Source organism: Aeromonas sp. ZOR0002, assembly GCF_963866995.1.
In the GTDB taxonomy this organism is placed as follows: Bacteria; Pseudomonadota; Gammaproteobacteria; order Enterobacterales; family Aeromonadaceae; genus Aeromonas; species Aeromonas caviae.
Map to the genome: position 1 here is coordinate 1 of NZ_CAWMFQ010000034.1, position 18,164 is coordinate 18,164.

Annotated in this window: 15 protein-coding genes; 9 read left to right on the forward strand and 6 right to left on the reverse strand. The window is 62.4% G+C overall.

Annotation, left to right across the window (positions count from 1 at the left end):
* Positions 1-33 precede the first annotated feature (33 nt).
* The 3 genes from AACR77_RS02310 to AACR77_RS02320 form a co-directional block, all read right to left on the reverse strand.
* Entirely contained in the window at positions 34-1,224 is a 1,191-nt protein-coding gene (locus AACR77_RS02310) for an amino acid aminotransferase (RefSeq protein WP_010675240.1), read from the reverse strand.
* A 135-nt stretch (positions 1,225-1,359) separates the two neighbouring features.
* Positions 1,360-2,301, reverse strand: coding sequence for a hypothetical protein (locus AACR77_RS02315; RefSeq protein WP_042879556.1), 942 nt, complete (start codon positions 2,299-2,301; stop codon positions 1,360-1,362).
* A gap of 195 nt (positions 2,302-2,496) precedes the next feature.
* Positions 2,497-3,534 carry a porin gene (locus tag AACR77_RS02320; RefSeq protein ID WP_039040270.1) on the reverse strand — a complete coding sequence of 346 codons (1,038 nt, stop codon included), beginning with the start codon at positions 3,532-3,534 and terminating at the stop codon, positions 2,497-2,499.
* Between the two features lie 382 nt (positions 3,535-3,916).
* On the opposite strand from AACR77_RS02320, the gene dinG reads away from it, so the two are divergent.
* The 3 genes from dinG (at position 3,917) to AACR77_RS02335 (ending at position 7,828) form a co-directional block, all read left to right on the forward strand.
* Positions 3,917-5,989 carry an ATP-dependent DNA helicase DinG gene (gene dinG / locus AACR77_RS02325; RefSeq protein ID WP_042879558.1) on the forward strand — a complete coding sequence of 691 codons (2,073 nt, stop codon included), beginning with the start codon at positions 3,917-3,919 and terminating at the stop codon, positions 5,987-5,989.
* 212 nt (positions 5,990-6,201) lie between these two features.
* Positions 6,202-6,861, forward strand: a complete 660-nt coding sequence (locus AACR77_RS02330; RefSeq protein WP_039040268.1) for a YccT family protein — start codon at positions 6,202-6,204, stop codon at positions 6,859-6,861.
* Between the two features lie 70 nt (positions 6,862-6,931).
* On the forward strand, positions 6,932-7,828 hold the full coding sequence (locus AACR77_RS02335; protein ID WP_042879560.1) for a histone deacetylase family protein: 897 nt from the start codon (positions 6,932-6,934) through the stop codon (positions 7,826-7,828).
* Positions 7,829-7,917: 89 nt separating this feature from the next.
* On the opposite strand, the gene AACR77_RS02340 is transcribed toward AACR77_RS02335, so the two are convergent.
* On the reverse strand, positions 7,918-9,066 hold the full coding sequence (locus AACR77_RS02340; RefSeq protein ID WP_042017565.1) for an MFS transporter: 1,149 nt from the start codon (positions 9,064-9,066) through the stop codon (positions 7,918-7,920).
* Between the two features lie 296 nt (positions 9,067-9,362).
* Positions 9,363-10,313, reverse strand: coding sequence for a ribosome biogenesis GTPase YlqF (ylqF, locus tag AACR77_RS02345; RefSeq protein ID WP_010675247.1), 951 nt, complete (start codon positions 10,311-10,313; stop codon positions 9,363-9,365).
* Positions 10,314-10,654: 341 nt separating this feature from the next.
* On the opposite strand from ylqF, the gene AACR77_RS02350 reads away from it, so the two are divergent.
* The 5 genes from AACR77_RS02350 to rnk all read left to right on the forward strand — a co-directional run bounded on the left by AACR77_RS02350 (position 10,655) and on the right by rnk (position 15,617).
* Positions 10,655-12,046: an alkaline phosphatase gene (locus tag AACR77_RS02350; protein WP_042017564.1), complete on the forward strand. Its 1,392-nt coding sequence runs from the start codon at positions 10,655-10,657 to the stop codon at positions 12,044-12,046.
* Between the two features lie 24 nt (positions 12,047-12,070).
* Positions 12,071-13,438, forward strand: coding sequence for an alkaline phosphatase (locus tag AACR77_RS02355; RefSeq protein WP_171865824.1), 1,368 nt, complete (start codon positions 12,071-12,073; stop codon positions 13,436-13,438).
* Positions 13,439-13,488: 50 nt separating this feature from the next.
* Positions 13,489-14,172, forward strand: coding sequence for a hypothetical protein (locus AACR77_RS02360; RefSeq protein ID WP_029314749.1), 684 nt, complete (start codon positions 13,489-13,491; stop codon positions 14,170-14,172).
* A gap of 81 nt (positions 14,173-14,253) precedes the next feature.
* Complete coding sequence (locus AACR77_RS02365) at positions 14,254-14,988, forward strand: substrate-binding periplasmic protein (protein ID WP_010675251.1); 735 nt, start codon at positions 14,254-14,256, stop codon at positions 14,986-14,988.
* A gap of 233 nt (positions 14,989-15,221) precedes the next feature.
* The gene (rnk, locus tag AACR77_RS02370) at positions 15,222-15,617 is read left to right on the forward strand and encodes a nucleoside diphosphate kinase regulator (protein ID WP_010675253.1); all 396 of its coding nucleotides are present in this window, start codon (positions 15,222-15,224) and stop codon (positions 15,615-15,617) included.
* Between the two features lie 108 nt (positions 15,618-15,725).
* On the opposite strand, the gene AACR77_RS02375 is transcribed toward rnk, so the two are convergent.
* On the reverse strand, positions 15,726-16,853 hold the full coding sequence (locus AACR77_RS02375) for a GGDEF domain-containing protein (protein WP_042879562.1): 1,128 nt from the start codon (positions 16,851-16,853) through the stop codon (positions 15,726-15,728).
* A gap of 461 nt (positions 16,854-17,314) precedes the next feature.
* Here AACR77_RS02375 and AACR77_RS02380 point away from each other — a divergent pair, with 461 nt between their 5' ends.
* A complete protein-coding gene (locus tag AACR77_RS02380; RefSeq protein WP_010675255.1) occupies positions 17,315-18,103 on the forward strand; it encodes a transporter substrate-binding domain-containing protein in 789 nt (262 codons plus the stop codon).
* Positions 18,104-18,164 lie beyond the last annotated feature (61 nt).

Here is an 18,164-nt window from a genome sequence, read left to right on the forward strand (position 1 = left end):
TGAAGCAAGGCGCTGGACGCAGATGCGTCTCTCTTACAACACCTTGGCGATGGCGTCGCAGAGGGGATCAATGTTGGCGCGGGTGATGCCTGCCACGCTGATCCGGCCGGAGCCGACGATGTAGATGGCGAATTCGCTCTTGAGGCGCTCCACCTGATCCTTGGAGAGACCGGAGAAGGAGAACATGCCGTTCTGTTCGCGGATGAAACTGAAATCCTGGTTCACCCCCCGCTCGGCCAGCTTCTCCACCAGCAGCTCGCGCATCTCGCGAATGCGCACCCGCATGGCGGCCACTTCTTCCACCCACTCCGCATAGAGGGCCGGGTCGCTCACCACGGTGGTGACAACGGCGGCGCCGTGTGATGGCGGGTTGGAGTAGTTGGCACGAATGACGGTCTTCACCTGGGTGAAGGCGACGTCGGCCACCGCCTTGGTCGCGCAGACCAGGGTGAAGGCGCCGACCCGCTCGTTGTAGAGGCCGAAGTTCTTGGAGAAGGAGCTCGCCACCAGCAGCTCGTCGTGGCACTCGGCGAAGATGCGAAGGCCTTCGGCATCCTCTTCGATACCCCGGGCGAAGCCCTGATAGGCGAAGTCAAAGAGCGGCAGCCAGCCGGCGGCGGCACTCTGCCTGGCCAGGGCGCGCCACTGCTCGGTGGTGGGGTCGATACCGGTCGGGTTGTGGCAGCAGCCGTGCAGCAGCACCAGATCCCCCGCCTGCGCGTCAGACAGGGAGGCCTGCATGGCGGCGAAGTCGAGTCCCTTGGTGGCGGCGTCGTAGTACTTGTACCACTTGACGGTCAAACCGGCCGCCTGGAACACGCTGACGTGGTTCGCCCAGGTGGGATCGGAGATCCAGATGGTCTTGGCGAGATTGTTGCGTACCACGAACTCGGCGGCGATACGCAGGGCACCGGTACCGCCCGGCGCCTGCGCCGTCTTGGCGCGGCCGCTGGTCACCAGGGCGGCATCACGGCCGAACAGCAGTTGCTGCACGATGCGGCCGTATTCGATATTGCCTTCGATACCGAGGTAGTTCTTGGTCTTCTCGTCGGTCAAGAGCTTCTGCTCGGCTTGCTTGACGCAGTGAAGGATAGGAGTGGCACCGGTCTCATCCTTGTAGATACCGACCCCCAGATTGATCTTGTGGCTGCGAGTGTCGGCACGGAAGGCTTCGGTCAGGCCCAGGATCGGATCCGCTGGGGCGGCAACAACCTTTTCAAACATGGTATTCCCTGTAGTCCGTTGAGTTCGTTGGCTGGCAAAGTAGGTTGGCAAACAAAAGCGCCCGTCCAGGGAGCGCTTCGTCAGCTCTTTATACCACTGCCTTCCATAGGGGAAAACCGCTTTCTCGGCGCCACCTCAACCAATCCCGTGCCAATCCGGTGCCAGGGCACACACCTCGACCGACAGACCCCGATTCGACTCCACCAGATCATTGCATTGCGCCAGCAGCGCACGGGGGATACGGCTCGGCTCCCAGGGCCGACCATCCCCCAGGGGAGCCCCGTAGGCCGCCTTGATGGGCACCAGATCCCGGGGCAGCCACCAGCTCGCCGGTCTCCCCAACCGCTGGGCCAATGCCAGTACTCTGTCGACCCCGGCCGGATCCAGGGCAGTGAGGTGGCTCCAGAGGGTCTGGGGCGGCAAGGCAGCGATCAGGGGCTCCAGCGTGCCGGGATCCTCGGCAGGATACCAGACCAGCAGGGCGTCGGCGGGCAGTGGCAACTCGGCGAAAGCGCCGACGGCATCGGTCGTGATCACCCGCTGTATCTCCCCCTCTCCCCAGAGGATCTTGCCAAGCTGCGCCAGGGTGCGGGCTGGCAGCGCCACCTCCCCCAGGGTCTGGAGCCAGGGGGCGGCATCCAGCAGGGTGCCGCCGCTGAGAAACAGGCTGAACGGCCGTGCGGCCCGCAGACGAAGGGACAGATCAGTGCAAAGCCGGATCCCCTTGTCTTCGAAGTCGATCTGCTCGATGGGGCTGAAATGACCCTCCCCCTTGCGATACAGGGCCGCCAGCACCCGCTCGTTGACCCTCTCCCCCAGTTGCCAGCCGTGGGATTGCAGCCACTCCTCGGGTTCCGGCGGGGCACTGGCCATCTTCGCCAGCATCAGCTCCCGGGTCAGATAGCGTTGCCCGGCAGGGGTGAGCTCATAGTGGTGATTGCCAAGGGCCAGCAGCAACTGGTTGTCCCGAAGCATGCCGATGAGCGGCTGCCATTGACGACCGCGAACAGCCTGGGGGCCGCCGCTCAGCAACTGCTGTGCCAGCGCGCGCCACTCGGGGTGGGTGAAATCGATCAAAGGCATCCTTCCCTGTCGGCCAATCTGCTTCAACAAATTGAATAATCTAGCGATTTACCAGAGGAGAACCAAGGGGGCAAGGAAGACAACGTGATATGGCGCAGGGCCAGAGGACGAAAAGTGATGAAGGAGGCAAAAAACAGAACGGCCAAGCAAGCTTGGCCGTTCATCAACTAAATCAGCGCAGAGGCTAGATTAGAAGTTGTATTGCAGGGCAACAGTGAACTCGTCGTCCTTGTCGTTGATACCCTGGATTTTGTACTCGGTGTACGCCTTGAACTTGGAAGTGAAGTTGTACTGCACGCCCAGCAGGGTTTCGTCGACGATGTCTTCGTAAGAAGAACCGGCGGAGTTGGACAGTACCTTGCCTTCGGCGAAGTTGTAACCGGCCAGGAAGGTCCAGGCGTCAACGTTGTAGGAAGCAGCCAGCTCGTAGCCACGGCCCTTGTCCTTGTTGTTGCCTTGGGTGGTGTTGTCGTAGCTCAGGTCACCCTGGGTATACATACCGGCGAAGTAGAAACCGTTGATGGCGTAGTGTGCGCCCAGGGCCCACTCTTTCTTGTCGCCAGAAGCGGTGCTGACGGTGCTTTCCAGGTCGGAGTAAGCGTAACCGGCGTTCAGGCCCAGACCGAAGTCGAAGTCGTAACCAGCAGCTGCGGCGTAGCCGTAGTTGCGCTTAACGTTCGGACCGTAGACGTCGGTTTCCTTGATGCCTTGACCGATGTCAGTAACCTTGACAGCTACGTCATCGTTGGTCTGGTAGGACACTTTGCCCTTGAAGCCACCGAAGGTGTTGGAGTAGATGATCTGGCCTTCTTGACGACCGTCGTAGAAGTTACCTACGTCACCCCATTCGTTGAAGATATCGGTCGGCTCCAGCACGTCGTAGAACGCGGTGTCGGTCTGGCCGAAGATGATCTTGCCGTACTGGGTACCGTCCAGGCCGACGTATACGTGACGGGAGTTGAACTTGTTGTCAGAGTTTTCGGCGGATACTTGCCACTCGGTCTTGGCGATACCGGACCAGGTGTTGTTCAGGCCGACTTTGCCGGACCAGCCCAGACGGGAGGAACCAACCAGTTCAGCGTCGGTATCGTCGTGTTCACCGTAGTAGTTGGCTTGAACACGGCCGTAAATGTCAAAGGAGGTGCCGTCTTTGTCGTAAACGACAGCAGCGTTGGCTGCGGATGCGAACAGAGCCGGGATAGCAATAGCCAGAATTGTCTTTTTCATAGTTTCCAATGCCTACTGTAATTAAACACTAAGTCCTTGTTATTCCCTGTGTTAGCGATGTTCTTTGCATCACTATGGCGCCGAGACTATCACCGGGTTTTCGAATCCGCAATGAAAAAACTTGGAACTTTTTATGAAAACCATAGTCACAGGGAAAAATTTGTGAGCTGAATCTCACAATGTTTTCCCCATCAGGGAAAACGTTTACAGCGATACTCTCTGCCTGAATCCCTCTTTTTTGGTGGTTTATTGCAACCCCATGTTCCCTCATAACATATGTGCAAAGCCGGGGCTGACCCGACTGCTTCTCCCCTGCCTCGACCCGGGCCGCCTGTTGCGGGTATCCTGTTGCCATCCACACCGACACGGCCACACCTTCTTTATGCTATCGACTCGCCTCAAAGCCACCATCCGCAATACCTATCGCCAGATTGCCGATGGTTTACCCGGTTTTGTGCCGCGCAAGGAGCAGAATTTCCTGGTTGCCGAAATCGCCAAGACCCTGACGGGAGAATATGACAGGAGTCGCCGCATCCTGGTGGCCGAGGCTGGCACCGGCATCGGCAAGTCCCTCTCCTATGCCCAGGGGGCCATACCAGTGGCACGGCTGACCCAGAAGAAGCTGGTGATCTCCACCGCCACCGTGGCCCTGCAGGAGCAGCTCATCCACAAGGATCTTCCCTTTTATCACCGTCACAGCGAGCTGCCGTTTCGTTTCATGCTGGTCAAGGGGCGCCAGCGCTTCTGCTGCGAGCACCTGCTGGAGCAAGCGGCAAACGGCAGCGAGATGGCCAATTTCGAACTCGACTTCGGCGCATTGAGCAAACACAAGCCATCGGATGCTGACAAGGCGTGCTACCAGGGGCTGTGGCAGGCCTACACCGAAGGCAAGTGGGACGGGGATCGGGACAACTGGCCCAAACCCATTCCGGACCCGTGCTGGGATCGCATCGCCGCCGACCGCCACACCTGCAACAAGGCCCTGAGCCACCATCAGCACTGCCCCTTCCACCGCGCCCGCAACGACATGGACGCAGCAGATGTGCTGGTGGTCAACCACGCCCTGCTGCTCTCCGACCTCACCATGGGGGGCGGCATCATATTGCCGCCGCCGGACGAGTGCATCTATGTGCTGGACGAAGCCCATCACCTGCCCACCATCGCCCGGGATCACGGCGCCGCCAGCGCCAGTATCAAGGGATCCCGCCGCTGGCTGGAAAAGCTGGTGCAAAGCGCGGGCAAGCTGGCCAGGACGCTGAACAAGGAGAGCCTCCTCGACCCCCAGCTCAAACTGCAGGATGCCCTGGCCTCTCTCCAGCCGGATCTCAAGGCCCTCGAGCAGTGGCTCACCAGCAATGACCACCTCTTTGGCGGCGAGCCCCACCACAGATTCGCCGATGGGGTGCTGCCGGATCCCCTGCCCATGCTGGCGGAAAACCTCAAGGAGGCGAGCAAGAAGGCACTGAGGGCGCTGGACAGAATGCAGGGGGCCATCGGCGAGGCGCTCAAGGATGGCGAAATTCGTCGCAAGGAGGCCGAGCCTCTGCTGGCGGAGAGCGGTTTTCACCTGCAGCGGCTCGAGAGCTTCTGCGCCCTCTGGGAGATGCTGAGCCGCCATGTTCCCACCGGCAAGACGCCCCTCGCCCGCTGGATGGCCAGAAGCGAGGACGGGGACATCTGGCTGCACGCCTCCCCCATCGAGGTGGGGTATCTGCTGGAGGAGTGGCTCTGGTCCCGCTGTCTCGGGGCCGTGCTGGTGTCAGCGACCCTCACCGCCCTCTCCTCCTTCAGCTATTTTCGCCACCAGGTAGGGCTCAAGGAGCATGACGGCACCCGCTATCTGCGGCTGCGCTCCCCCTTCGACTACCACAAGGCCGAACTCTATCTGCCCAAGATGGCCCATGAACCCAGTGCCCCCGCCTTCACCCAGGAGTTGATCGATACCCTGCCCCGCCTGCTGGCAGGCAAGGAGGCCAGCCTGGTGCTCTTCTCCTCCTATCGCCAGATGAACGAGGTGGCGGTGGGGCTGCGGGCCAAGGGGATGTCGCTCCTGGTACAGGGGGAAGCGTCCCGCAGCGCCCTGCTCCTCCTGCACAAACAGAAGTGCGACGGCGGACAGGCCAGCATCCTCTTTGGCACCGGCAGCTTCTCGGAAGGGCTGGATCTGCCCGGCCACTACCTCACCAACCTGGTGATCACCAAGCTCCCCTTCGCGGTGCCCAACTCCCCCGTGGAAGAGGCGACCGCCGAGTGGATAGAGCAGCGCGGCGGCAACCCCTTCCTGCAACTGACGGTGCCGGAGGCGTCGCGCAAGCTCATCCAGGCCTGTGGCCGCCTCATCCGAAAAGAGGCGGATAGGGGGCGGGTCACCATCCTGGACCGGCGCCTGCTGACCAAGCGCTACGGCAAGGGGCTGCTGGACGCCCTCCCCCCCTTCACCCGACGCATCGAGTGATACGGCTGAGCCCGCCATGCACTCCCCTGTCCCTCATGTCAGGAGGGGGCAGGAAGATAGAAGAGCACGCTGCCCGCAGGGCTCGGGGCAGCGGGATCCACACCCCGCACACCGGATGGCGCCATAAACGGCTATTGCCGCTGTGGGGTAAACCTGTAAAAATGACCCCCTATTTTTCAGTGGGCAATTGCCTGACTGTTCAAGGAGATGAAATGAAACTGACTGTTCTGGTACCGGCCCTGGCTGGTCTGTTGTGGGCAGGTAGCGCCCTGGCCGCTAGCCAACTGGAAATTACGAATCCCTATGTCATCCAGCTGCTCGATGGCGAACCCGTCAACCCCCAGCTGCTCGATAAAGCCACCGTCTTCTCCCTGGAGCCCGGCAGGCACCAGGTCGTGGTCGCCTTCGAAGGCAACTACTCCAGCCGCAGTGAAACCAAGCTGGTCACCGCCGAGCCCCTGGTGATCAACTTCACCGCCGCCGACAACCAGCAACTCTTCCTCGACTTCAAGAAGCCCCGCAAGGAAGAAGAAGCCAAGCGTTTCGTCAAGGAACAGAACGTCGTTCTGAAAGACAAATCCACCGGCCAGGTTCTGAAATCCGAGCAGTTCGTCATGCCGACCGTGGGTGGCTTCCAGCTGACCCGTGACTATCAGCAGGAGCTGCTGAAGATGGGCAAGGCCTTCAACCAGCCCAAGACCGTTTCCGTCTCCACCGCCGCCGTGATGGCTGCCGCCAGCGCACCGGTGGAAGTGGCCCCGAGCAAGGCCATGAGCAACCCGGAAGCCCTGACCCAGCTGCAGAGCTGGTACAACAAGGCCGATGCGGAGACCCGCAAAGCCTTCCAGATCTGGGTGATCCAGCAGCAGTAAGGCGCATCGCACGCCTGCATCGAGGGGAGCCTGGCTCCCCTTTTTCATACCCGTTCATGGCCGATGCTTCATGTCACTGCGCATCTTCTATCACCCCCACTACTCCGCCCTGACGCTGCCCGAGCGTCACCGCTTCCCCCTGGCCAAGTACCAGGCGCTGTTTGAACGCCTCGCCGCCCTCGACTATCCGCTGGCACAGGCCGCCCCTGCCAGCCGTGAGCAGATAGAGAAGGTGCACGATGCGGCCTATGTACAGGCCGCCCTCGCCGGCACCCTCGATGAAGGGGCCATTCGCCGGCTCGGCTTTCCCTGGTCTCCCCTGCTGATAGAACGTACCCTGCACTCGGTCGGCGCCACCCTGGCCGCCAGCCGCCACGCCCTTGCGCAGGGCTGCGGACTGCAGATCTCCGGCGGCTACCACCACGCCCACCGGGGGTTTGGCAGCGGCTTCTGCCTCTTCAACGATCTGGTGATCGCGGCGCGAACCTGCCTGGACGAAGGACTCTGCGAGCGGGTACTGATCGTGGATCTCGATGTCCATCAGGGAGATGGCAGCGCTGCCCTGTGCACGGGCAGCCGTGACATCATCACTCTCTCCCTGCACGGGGAACACAACTTCCCCCGCCACAAGCCGGCCTCCCATCTGGACTTTCCCCTGCCAAGCGGCATGGAGGACGACGCCTATCTCGAGACCCTGGACCAGGCCCTCGCCCTGGCTCATCGCCTCTACGCCCCCGACTTCATCCTCTATCAGGCCGGGGTGGATGTGCACCGGGACGACGAGCTGGGCTACCTCTCCCTGAGCGACTCCGGCGTGCGCCAGCGCGATGCCATGGTCTTTGACTCTGCGCTTCGCCACGGGCTGCCCATCACCGCCGTACCGGGAGGGGGTTACCGGCGAGACTGGCAGAAGTTGATCCCGCTGCACCTCTCGCTCTTTGAAGTAGCAAGGCACCGGTTTGGTTGAGCGGCACCACCCGGCCCATGATGAAAAAAGGCGACCCTTGGGTCGCCTCTTCTATATCCAGTGCGCAGGGATGATGACGCCGTCTGCCCTCAGGCATGGGCCATCGGCGTCGGGTGCTCGCCCATCTTGCGCAGCAGCATCAGCAGATAGACAAGGGAGACCCCGGCAATCACCATGAACAGCAGATGATCCGAGTAGTGCTGCATCAGGAGCGCGGTCAGGGTCGGCCCGAGCAGGCTGCCGATGGTGTAACTCAGCAGCAGCGCCTGGTTCATGGCCACCAGTTGATGCTGCTCGACCTTCTCGCAGGCCCAGGCCATGGCCACCGGATAGAGCGTGAAGCCCGCGGCCCCCAGAATGAACAGCGTCGGTCCCATGGCCGCGTTGCCGAGCATCGCCATGGCCCCCAGGATCACCACCAGCACCTGTACCCGCAGCACCGGCAGGCGCCCGAAACGATCCGCCAGACGCCCCACCGGCCATTGCCCCAGGATGCCGGCGCTCACCATCACCGCCATCCAGTAGCCGATGGCCCCGTCGCTCACCCCCTGGTGGTTCAGATAGAGCGGCATCAGACCATAAAGCACCCCCAGCACGATGCCGGAGAGGATGCAGCCGTTCACCCCCAGACGCGCCTGACGCAGGCGCAGCATCGGCCAGACCGGAGTCCTGGCCTGGTGGTTGCCTGACGGACTGGCGATGCGGGTGAACAAGAGCGGCAGCATGGCCGTCAACACCAGGGCAATCACCCAGGGCAGCACCGCCATCAGCGACGTCGGCACCTTGCTCACCAGCAGTTGCCCAAGCACGGTGCCCACGTAATAGACCATCATGTAGGCGGCCAGCAGGCGACCCCGATTGCGGGCGTTGCCGCTGCACATCAGCGCGCTCTCCACCACCACCCAGATCATGGCGCAGCCGACCCCGGCGATGAATCGCCAGGCGAGCCAGCTCCAGAACGCCAGGGTAATGCCGAGCCCGACGCAGCCTGCGGCAAAGAGCGCACTGGCCAGGTAGTAACTGCGATTGAAGCCGCAGCGGGCGATGAGTCTGCCCGCCAGCAGGGTTCCCAGCAGGTTGCCGGTGAAATAGGAGGAGCCGACCATGCCGACCTGCCAGGTGGGCAGATGCTCATGGGCGAGCCAGAGCGGCACCAGGGTATTCAATACCGCGATGGCCAGGGTCAGCAACAGCAGGCCACAGAGCAGGAGCAGCACCGGGCGGGAGTATGTGGTCATGGATAGAACCGTGGGGAGAGGCAAAATGCGAGCGCATCATGCCACCGCCTGTGCCTTTGTCAATCGGCACTGAGGCCGGGTCGCAAGGTTTTTCTGCCCACCGTGATGGCAACGCGGCAAGGCCCTCCCCTGACGGGAGCCTCATCCCCTTGATTGGCCGGCACGTTGGTCATGATGAGGGGAAGCGGGCCGTTGAACATCGACCCTCACGCCAGAGGCCGAGGCCATGACAAGAAGAGGCGGCCCAGGGCCGCCTCTTCTTTCTATCAAGCACAACCTATTGTGCACAACGCCGGTCAGCGCTGACGCTTTTTGGCGTACTTGCGACGAGCCCGGGCCTGGCGCTCCTCTTCCCGCTCCGCCTTCTCCCTGGCTTTCTGCTCAGCCTCGGCCTGGGCTTCCACTATCTCGACGCTCACCATCTCTGGCGTCTCCAGAGAGATCCGCCCCAGCATGCCGGACCGGAATTCATTGACCAGGATTTCCGAGGCCTTGTGCAGATCCGCAAGCCCCCCCTTGCGCATGAAGCCGCGCTGACGGGCAATGAGATCCAGCAGCTCGATCTCGGTCTCCGGCAGCTCGCTCAGCTGGTAGCGTGCCTTGATGCGCTCCGGATAGGCCTTGATGAAGTAATCGGCGGCAAACATGGCGATGTCGGCGTAATCGAAGACGGTATCCTTGATGGCCGCCGTGATCGCCAGTCGATAACCGCAGGAGGGCGGGTTGAGCTTGGGCCACAGGAAGCCAGGGGTGTCCGTCAGGATGACGTGGTTGTCGAGCTTGATCCGCTGCTGGGACTTGGTCACCCCCGCCTCGTTGCCGGTCTTGGCGATGATGCGCCCCGCCAGGGTGTTGATCAGGGTGGACTTGCCCACGTTGGGGATGCCCATGATCATGGCGCGCACCCCGCGCAGCTCGAAGTTGCGCTCCGGCAGCATCTCGTGGCACAGGGTCAGCAGTTGCTTGATCTTCTCCGGCTCCTGCTGGGTCAGGGGCAGTGCCTTGATCCCCTTTTCCTGCTCCATGTGGGCCACCCACAGCTCGGTGATCTCGGGGTCGGCAAGGTCTGCCTTGTTGAGCACCTTGATCACCGGCGTCTCCCCGCGCAGCTCCGGCACCAGGGGGTTCTCGCTGGAGAAGGGGATGCGGGCGTCGAGCATCTCGATGATGACATCGACCTGGGGCATGACCTCTGCAATCTCTTTGCGGGCCTTGTGCATGTGGCCGGGGAACCAGTTGATGGACATATCCGTTACTCTCTCATTGGCATGCGGTCCCCTCTCGGGGCTGCGGGCGCTCGGGGTTGCGGGTGCGTGGTGATGCGCCAGACCGCTGGCACTCATCGCAAGGGGGCGCATTTTACCTGCTGCGGCCCCGATTTGACAGGCTATTCTGGCCGGGTGTTGTCACCCGGGTGGCCGGATGCCCGCCACGCCACCGGGAGGTGAGTGGCAAAACACAATCAACATAACCCATTGATATAAGATAACATTTACAAGGCGCTTTCACCGCATTGTCATCTCTCTTCACTAAAAGTGTCATCTGCCCCCTCTAGGCTGCGCTCAGGTTTCACAAGGAGCGAACCCCAATGAGAAAGATGGCAGGACTTGCAGTGATGATAGGCGCCGCCCTGGCCGCCGGCTGCAACTCCAACAACGACAGCAACACCCCGGAACCCAGCGCCAAGAACGTGATCTTCTTCCTCGGCGACGGCATGGGTCTCAACACCCTGACCGCCTCCCGGATCTATGGCGTCGGCGAAGAGGGCAGCCTCACCATCGACACCCTGCCGGAAACGGCCTTCATCAAGACCTTCTCCCACGATGCCCAGGTGACCGACTCGGCCCCCTCCATGGCGGCCTACATGACCGGGGTCAAGAGCAACAACGGCGTCATCAGCATGGACAGCGACGCCACCCAGGAGAGCGATTGCAGCCAGAGCGGCGGCAAAGCGGTGACCACCCTGCTGGAGCTGGCCAAGGCCGATGGCCGTGGCACCGGCGTGGTCACCACCACCCGGGTCACCCACGCCACCCCGGCCGCCACCTATGCCCATATCTGCAACCGGGATCTGGAGGCTGATATCGCCGTCCAGATGGTGCCGGGGGGCAGCGGTTACAACAGCGCCCTGAAGGAGGGGCTGGATGTGGTGCTCGGCGGCGGCAGCGGCTTCTTCCTGCCCAGCGCCGACAAGGGCAAGCGGACCGATGGCCGCAACCTCATCGACGAGATGAAGGCGAAGGGCTATCAGTTTGCCGCCACCCTGGACGAGCTGAACCAGGCCGATGCGAGCAAGCCGCTGCTGGGCCTGTTTGGCTCAAGCCACATGAAATATGACCTGGACCGGCCCGCCAGCGAGCCGTCACTGGCCCAGATGACCCTGGCTGCCATCAAGCAGCTCAAGGACAAAGAGAAGGGCTACTTCCTGATGGTGGAAGGGGGGCGTATCGACCACGCCCTGCACGACACCAACGCCAAGCGCGCCCTGCAGGATACCCTCGCCTTCGACAACGCCATCCTGGCCGCCATCAATGAAGTGAAGAAAACCGATCCCGAGCTGAAAAACACCCTGATCGTGGTCACCGCCGACCATGACCACACGCTAGTCCTGAATGGTTATGCCAAGCGCACCGGCAAGACCACCGCAGGCAATGCGGGCGTGCTCGGGCTGGTGAAGAACTACGAGACCGGCGAGCCGAGCAAGGATAGCGATGGCATGCCCTACACCATCATCGGCTTTGGCAACGGCTACAACCGGGTGGACGGCCCGCGCAGCAGCGTGGCGGCCCTCGACGACGCCACCGCCTCCGCCGACGACTATCACCAGGAGGTGGTGGTCAAGGTGGGCGAGATAGGCAACGAGACCCACGGCGGTACCGACGTATTCCTCGGCGCCATCGGCCAGGGGGCGGAGCGCTTCCACGGCTCTCTCGACAACACCGCCGTGTTCGGCAAGATCAAGGCTGCGGCCAAGCTGTAAGGGATTATCAGGATGAACATCACCATGAAAAAGACGCTGGTCTGCACCGCCCTGCTCGGCACGCTTGGCGGCCTCTCCCAGGCGCACGCCGCCGATGCCAAGAACGTCATCCTCTTTATCGGTGACGGCATGGGCCCCACCGTGCTCACCGCCACCCGCCTGTTCAAGGTGGGGGAAGAGGGGGATCTCGAGATGATGAAACTGCCCCAGAGCGCGCGCATCAAGACCTTCTCCCACGATGCCCAGACCACGGACTCCGCCCCCTCCATGGCGGCCTACACCACCGGCGTCAAGATGAACAACGAGGTGATCGCCATGAGCAGCGACACCAGGGCCGTGGCACCGTCCAAGGATGCCAACGGCAACAAGGGCATCAACAACTGCACCAGCGACAACGGGAGCCCGGTGCCCACCCTTCTCGAGCTGGCCAAGGCAGCCGGCAAGTCGGTGGGTGCTGTCACGACCACGGAGCTCACCCATGCCACCCCGGCGGCCACCTATTCCCATATCTGCCACCGGGATGCGGCCTACGCCATCGCCGAGCAGGCGGTACCGGGCGGCGCCGGCTTCAACCAGGCGCTGGGGGATGGGGTCGATGTGCTGATGGGGGGCGGCGCCAACCACTGGACGCCCTACAGCGCCAGCAACAAGGGCGGCCGGGCCGACGGCCGGGATCTCACCGCCGAGCTGACCGCCCGGGGCTACCGCTATGTCACCACCAAGGATGAGCTCTCTGCCGTCAACTCGGGCAAGGTACTGGGGCTGTTCAGCACCAAGTCCCACCTCGACTACGAACTGGACCGCGTCGCCAAGGGGGCGGCCAGTACCCAGCCGTCCCTCTCCGAGATGACCGCCAAGGCGATCGATCTGCTCAGCCAGAACAGCCAGGGCTACTTCCTGATGGTGGAGGGGGGGCGTATCGACCACGCCCTGCACGCCACCAACGCCAAGCGATCCCTGACCGATGCGGTGGCGCTGGACGAGGCGGTCAAGACGGCCCTCGGCAAAGTGGATTTGAGCGATACCCTGATCGTGGTTACCGCCGACCACGACCACACCATGACCATCAACGGCTATTCAGCCAAGGGCAACAAGGTGCTGGATCTGGTCAAGAACGCCGATGGCTCGACCCAGAACGACGCGGACGGCAAGCCGTTCACTACTCTGGTATTCGGCAACGGCCCCAACCGCCAGGACCAGCGCCCCACCCTCACCAGCGATGAGGTGATGGCGGATGACTACCTGCAGGAGACCGGGGTCAAGCTCGGCTCCGAGACTCACGGCGGCGGCGATGTGATGCTGTTCGCGGGCGGCGCAGGCAGCAGCCAGTTCAAGGGCACCCTCGACAACACCCGGGTGTTCGGCAAGCTCAGGGAGGCCCTCGGCCTGTGATAAAGGTGCCCGGCACTGCGTCGGGCACCTTTTCCGTCGAGCGAGAGACGATGATGAAATATCTGCTTTCTTTATGGCTGCTGGGCAGCGCCCTCTCCTTCCCCCTCCTGGCCGACGAGGTGCCCGATCTGGCCGCCCGCATCCGCTACGTGGACAGGGTGACCGGCAGCGACGGCATCACCCGGGAGAGCCAGTGGCAGGAGAAGTGGCTGCGGGTCGGTGACCAGGTGTGGAGCCAGCGGCTCATTCCCGTTCCCCTGGCCCGTGCCTATCACGCCACCCACGATGCCCGCCCCGGCCACAAGCACTTCACACACCAGATGGCGGCGCGCTGGGTCACCCGCAGCGAGGGAGACGCACTCCAGTTGCGCTACGCCGATGCCTGGCACAACCAGCTGGTGGAGGTGCCGCAGGAGGAGTACGGCCAGGTGGCCTTCAAGCCGGAGTGGGCGCGGATCCGCCACCTCATCAACCCTTCCCTGCTAGAGGGAATGACCCCGCTGGATGAGGCTGCCCCCGACCAGGCGAACTGGTATGAGACCCGCGAAGGTCGCCAGCGCACCCGCATCCTCTGGTCGAGCCGCTGGCAGTTGCCCCTGGTGGTGGAGTCGGCAAGCCTCGACGGTTATCGCAGCTACCGGATGGAGGTGACGCTCAAACCGCTGCCAAAGACCCTCCCCTGGCAGCAACTGGCAGGGTACCAGACCCTGGATCTGCGGGATTTCTTCGACTGATCCCCCCAGGCGGCAATCGCCTGGCTGACATGGCTTAACGGGATGTTACACTCTCTGTACTCATCCCGGACCCGAACATCCATGCGCCTTGTTACTCTGCTTCTGCTGCTCTCCCCTCTGATCGTCTGCGCCTTTTCGGCCCGTGCCGTGGTCGTCGTGGCCGCAGACATTCCCCCCTATGTGATCCGCGCCCAGCAGGGTGCGCCGAGCGGCATGGCCATCGAGGTGCTGGAGGAGGCTGCCCGCCGCCTCGGGGAACCGCTCGAGATCGAGTTGATGCCGCTGGCTCGCGCCCTCAGCCAGGCCAGCCACCGCCCGGATGTCCTGTTGTTGCCCCCGGCCCGAAATCCCCAGCGCGAACCACTGTTTCTCTGGATTGCCCCCCTGCTGGAGGAGGCCTTCGTGCTGGTCAGCCATCGCCGTCACCATCCAGCGCCGCTCTCCATGAAGACGCTGCCTGGCCTCACCGTTGGCGTGATGCGTGGCTCCCATAGCCAGAGCCTGATCCAGCCGCTGACAGGAGTGACCCGGGAGCTGGTCACCGAGGAGGTCAGCAACGCCAGCAAGCTGGCGCGCGGCCGCATCCAGGCCTGGGCGGTGGCCTGGAACACCGCCCGTTACAACCAGCAGCGGGCGGGTCTGCCGCTCCCGGATCTGGTGCGGGGCGAGACCTTGCAGCAGAGCACCCTCTACCTGGCCGCCAGCCCCCGCTTCTCCCGCAGCGAGGCGCTGCGCTGGCGCCGGGTCATTCAGGAAATGAGGGAGGATGGCAGTCTCGCGCGCATCCTGCACCAGTACGATTACCAGGCTCCCTGATGAGAAAGTCAGCCCAATTGCCAAACCACCCCAGAATGGTTATGGTATCTCCATGAAAGCAATCATGATTTTTTCCAGTACGCTCACACCCCGCTGAGCCCCCGCCCTCGCCCCGCTGCGCGAGTCGCTCGGGGGCATCGCTTTTGCTGTCTGCTTATTACCCTTGCACCGTTTTTTGTCGACCAGTCTGCCCGTCATCCTGGTCCCTTCAGTCATTGATAAGGAAATACCCTATGAAACAGCCTCATCTCGTCATCTCCAGCCTGGATCTGGATCGCATCGAACAGCTGCTTGGCAACCACCCCCAGCACCTTGCCCTGCAAGAGGAACTGGATCGCGCCGAGATCCGCGAACCCGCCGACATGCCGCCGGACGTGGTGACCATGAACAGCACGGTGCGCTTCAAGATGCAAAACAGCGGCAACGACTTCTGCCTGACGCTGGTCTATCCAAAGGATGTACAGGGGGACGAATCGAAGATCTCCGTGCTGGCGCCAGTGGGCAGCGCCCTGCTGGGGCTCAAGGTGGGTGACAGCATCGCCTGGCCGGGGCCGGCCGGTCGCACCATCCAGGTGGAGATCCTGGAAGTGGTCTATCAGCCGGAACGCGCGGGGGAGCTGCACCGCTGACAGGCTGCCAGGCGGCCACTCTGGTCTGATGCGACCAGGTGGCTGACTCGGTATGCCTTTGTCCGGTCGGAGCCGACGGCCACCGGCCGGGCATGACCTGACGGGGGATCAGGCCCCCTGACAGATCCGGTTCTTGCCCTCCCGCTTGGCCTGATAGAGAGCGCGATCGGCCTGGCTGAACAGGGTGTCAAAGTGCCATTCGCGGGCGCTGGGCACCCACCCCAGGCTGGCCGTCACCCGGACCCCCTTCAGCCCCAGCGTTTCTATCCCCTGGCGGATCTGCTCGCAGCGCGCCTGCAGGGCCAGGGGGTCCCGCTCGGGCAACAGCAGCACAAACTCTTCCCCGCCGAAGCGGCTGGCCACCAGATCCCGCTGGTCGGCAAGATAGCGACCCACCGCCTCCAGCACCCTGTCCCCGGTCTCGTGACCGTGGCGATCGTTGATCTGCTTGAAGTCGTCGAGATCCAGCACCACCAGCGCCCCCTGCCTTGCCATCGTCACGCAGTGATCCATGAAGCCGCGCCGGTTCAGGAGGCCGGTCAGGGGATCCTGGCTGGCCTGTCGACGCAGGGCCAGGGCCCGGTACTGGGTACAGAGCAGCAGCACCCCGAAGGTCGACAGATAGTTGCCCATCAGCATGGAAAGGAAGGGGAGCACATTGACCGCATGCTGATCCATCAGGACCCGCACCTCGCCGCCGAGCAGGGCCCCCATGCGCACCAGATTGAAACCGTAGAGCAGGATGTTGACCACGGTGAACACCAGCACAGCGGGCAGATAGTCAGGGTAGCCATGGCGCCAGATGAGCCAGACAATCACCGCCCCCACCATCATGTAGCTCAGGCAGGCCAGCAGCACCCGGGGGGCCATCTTGTCGTTGAAGATGACGCTCCAGCAGAGGATCAGCAGGTAGACCAGCATGAAGAGGGTGAATGCCCGCCAGTTTGGCGGCTCCCCGAAGAAGCGCTGGATGGCGAGTGGCATCAGGGCGAGGCAGAAGGTGATGAGCAGGTTGGCCAGCCAGATCCCCGCGATATGGGGGGCAAATGCCTGCATGAAGAAGAGCGATTGCGCCGCCAGGGCGCAGAGGCTGGACCACCACCAGAGCCCGAGACCGGGTATTTCCCTGTGGGTCCACCAGATGATGGAGAGGGTGATGAATCCCAGGCTGTAGCCCCCGAGGGCCATCAGCATCAGGGTAAATACGTCCAGATTGAGCAGAATTGAGGCGTCCATTCCCGAACCTTCCAATGGGGATGGCTGAGTATATGGGAAGCCCATGACAAGACACAGAGGGAGCCTATGGGCCGGGCAAAAATATTTGCCCGACTCGCACGCCTCATTCCCCGTGAAGCGTGCCGGACAACGCCCTGTCTGTGCCCGGATTTTCCACCGAGACGGCCACCGGATATTTTGCACTTGAACCGGCGCCATTAGATAGATATGTTGTTTTCATGTGGTTTTATGAGTCACCACGAGGGATAAAAGTCTCCATAACTTATTGAGTCTTCTGGCACAAACAGGTTTTGGTACATTTTTCATCCAACGAACCATTCATAGAATCTCATATGGGGCTTTTGCCCCGACCAAGACAATAATCCTGTCTTGCCTGCTGCCGGATGCAGCAGTCTCTTGTGCCATGGAGTCGCACGGGAGCAGGTTCAAGGCCGACCACATTTACGACAGAGACGTCATTTATGATCAAAAAACTCATTCTTTCTACCCTGCTGCTGTGCGGGCTGGCCAACGCCGCGCCCACTTCCACCCTGGATGCCGTGCTGGAGCGCGGTGTGCTGCGGGTCGGCTTCGATGCCGGCTATCAACCCTTCGAGATGACCAACAAGCAGGGCCAGTACATCGGCTTTGACGTGGATCTCGCCAAGATGGTCGCCAAGGAGATGGGCGTGAAGGTGGAGTTCGTCAACACCGCCTGGGATGGCATCATCCCCGCGCTCCTGACCGACAAGTTCGACGTCATCATGGGCGGCATGACCGTCACTCCCCAGCGCAACCTGCGCGTGAACTTTGCCGATCCCTACATCGTCGTCGGCCAGACCATCGTGCTTCGCAAGGACAAGGCGGGCGAAATCAAATCCTTCCAGGACCTCAACGATCCCAAATACAAGATCGCGGTCAAACTTGGCACCACCGGCGAGCAAGCGGTCAAGCGCATGATCCCCAAAGCCACCCTGCTGCAGTTTGAAACCCAGGATGACGCCAAGCTGGAAGTGATCAACGGCAAGGTGGATGCCTTCGTCTACGACCTGCCCTACAACGCCATCTTCGCGTCCCAGAACCAGGGCGCCGTGGTGCACCTCGACAAGCCGTTCACCTTCGAGCCGCTGGCCTGGGCCATCCGCAAAGGGGATCAGGACACCCTCAACTGGTTCAACAACTACCTGCGCCAGATCAAGGGCGACGGCAGCTACGACCGTCTCTACAAGAAGTGGTTTGAATCCACCGCCTGGCTGAACCAGCTCAAATAACCTCTCAAAGGGGCGGCATGCCGCCCCTTCACGCAGACTCCCCACACGATAACGACAAAAG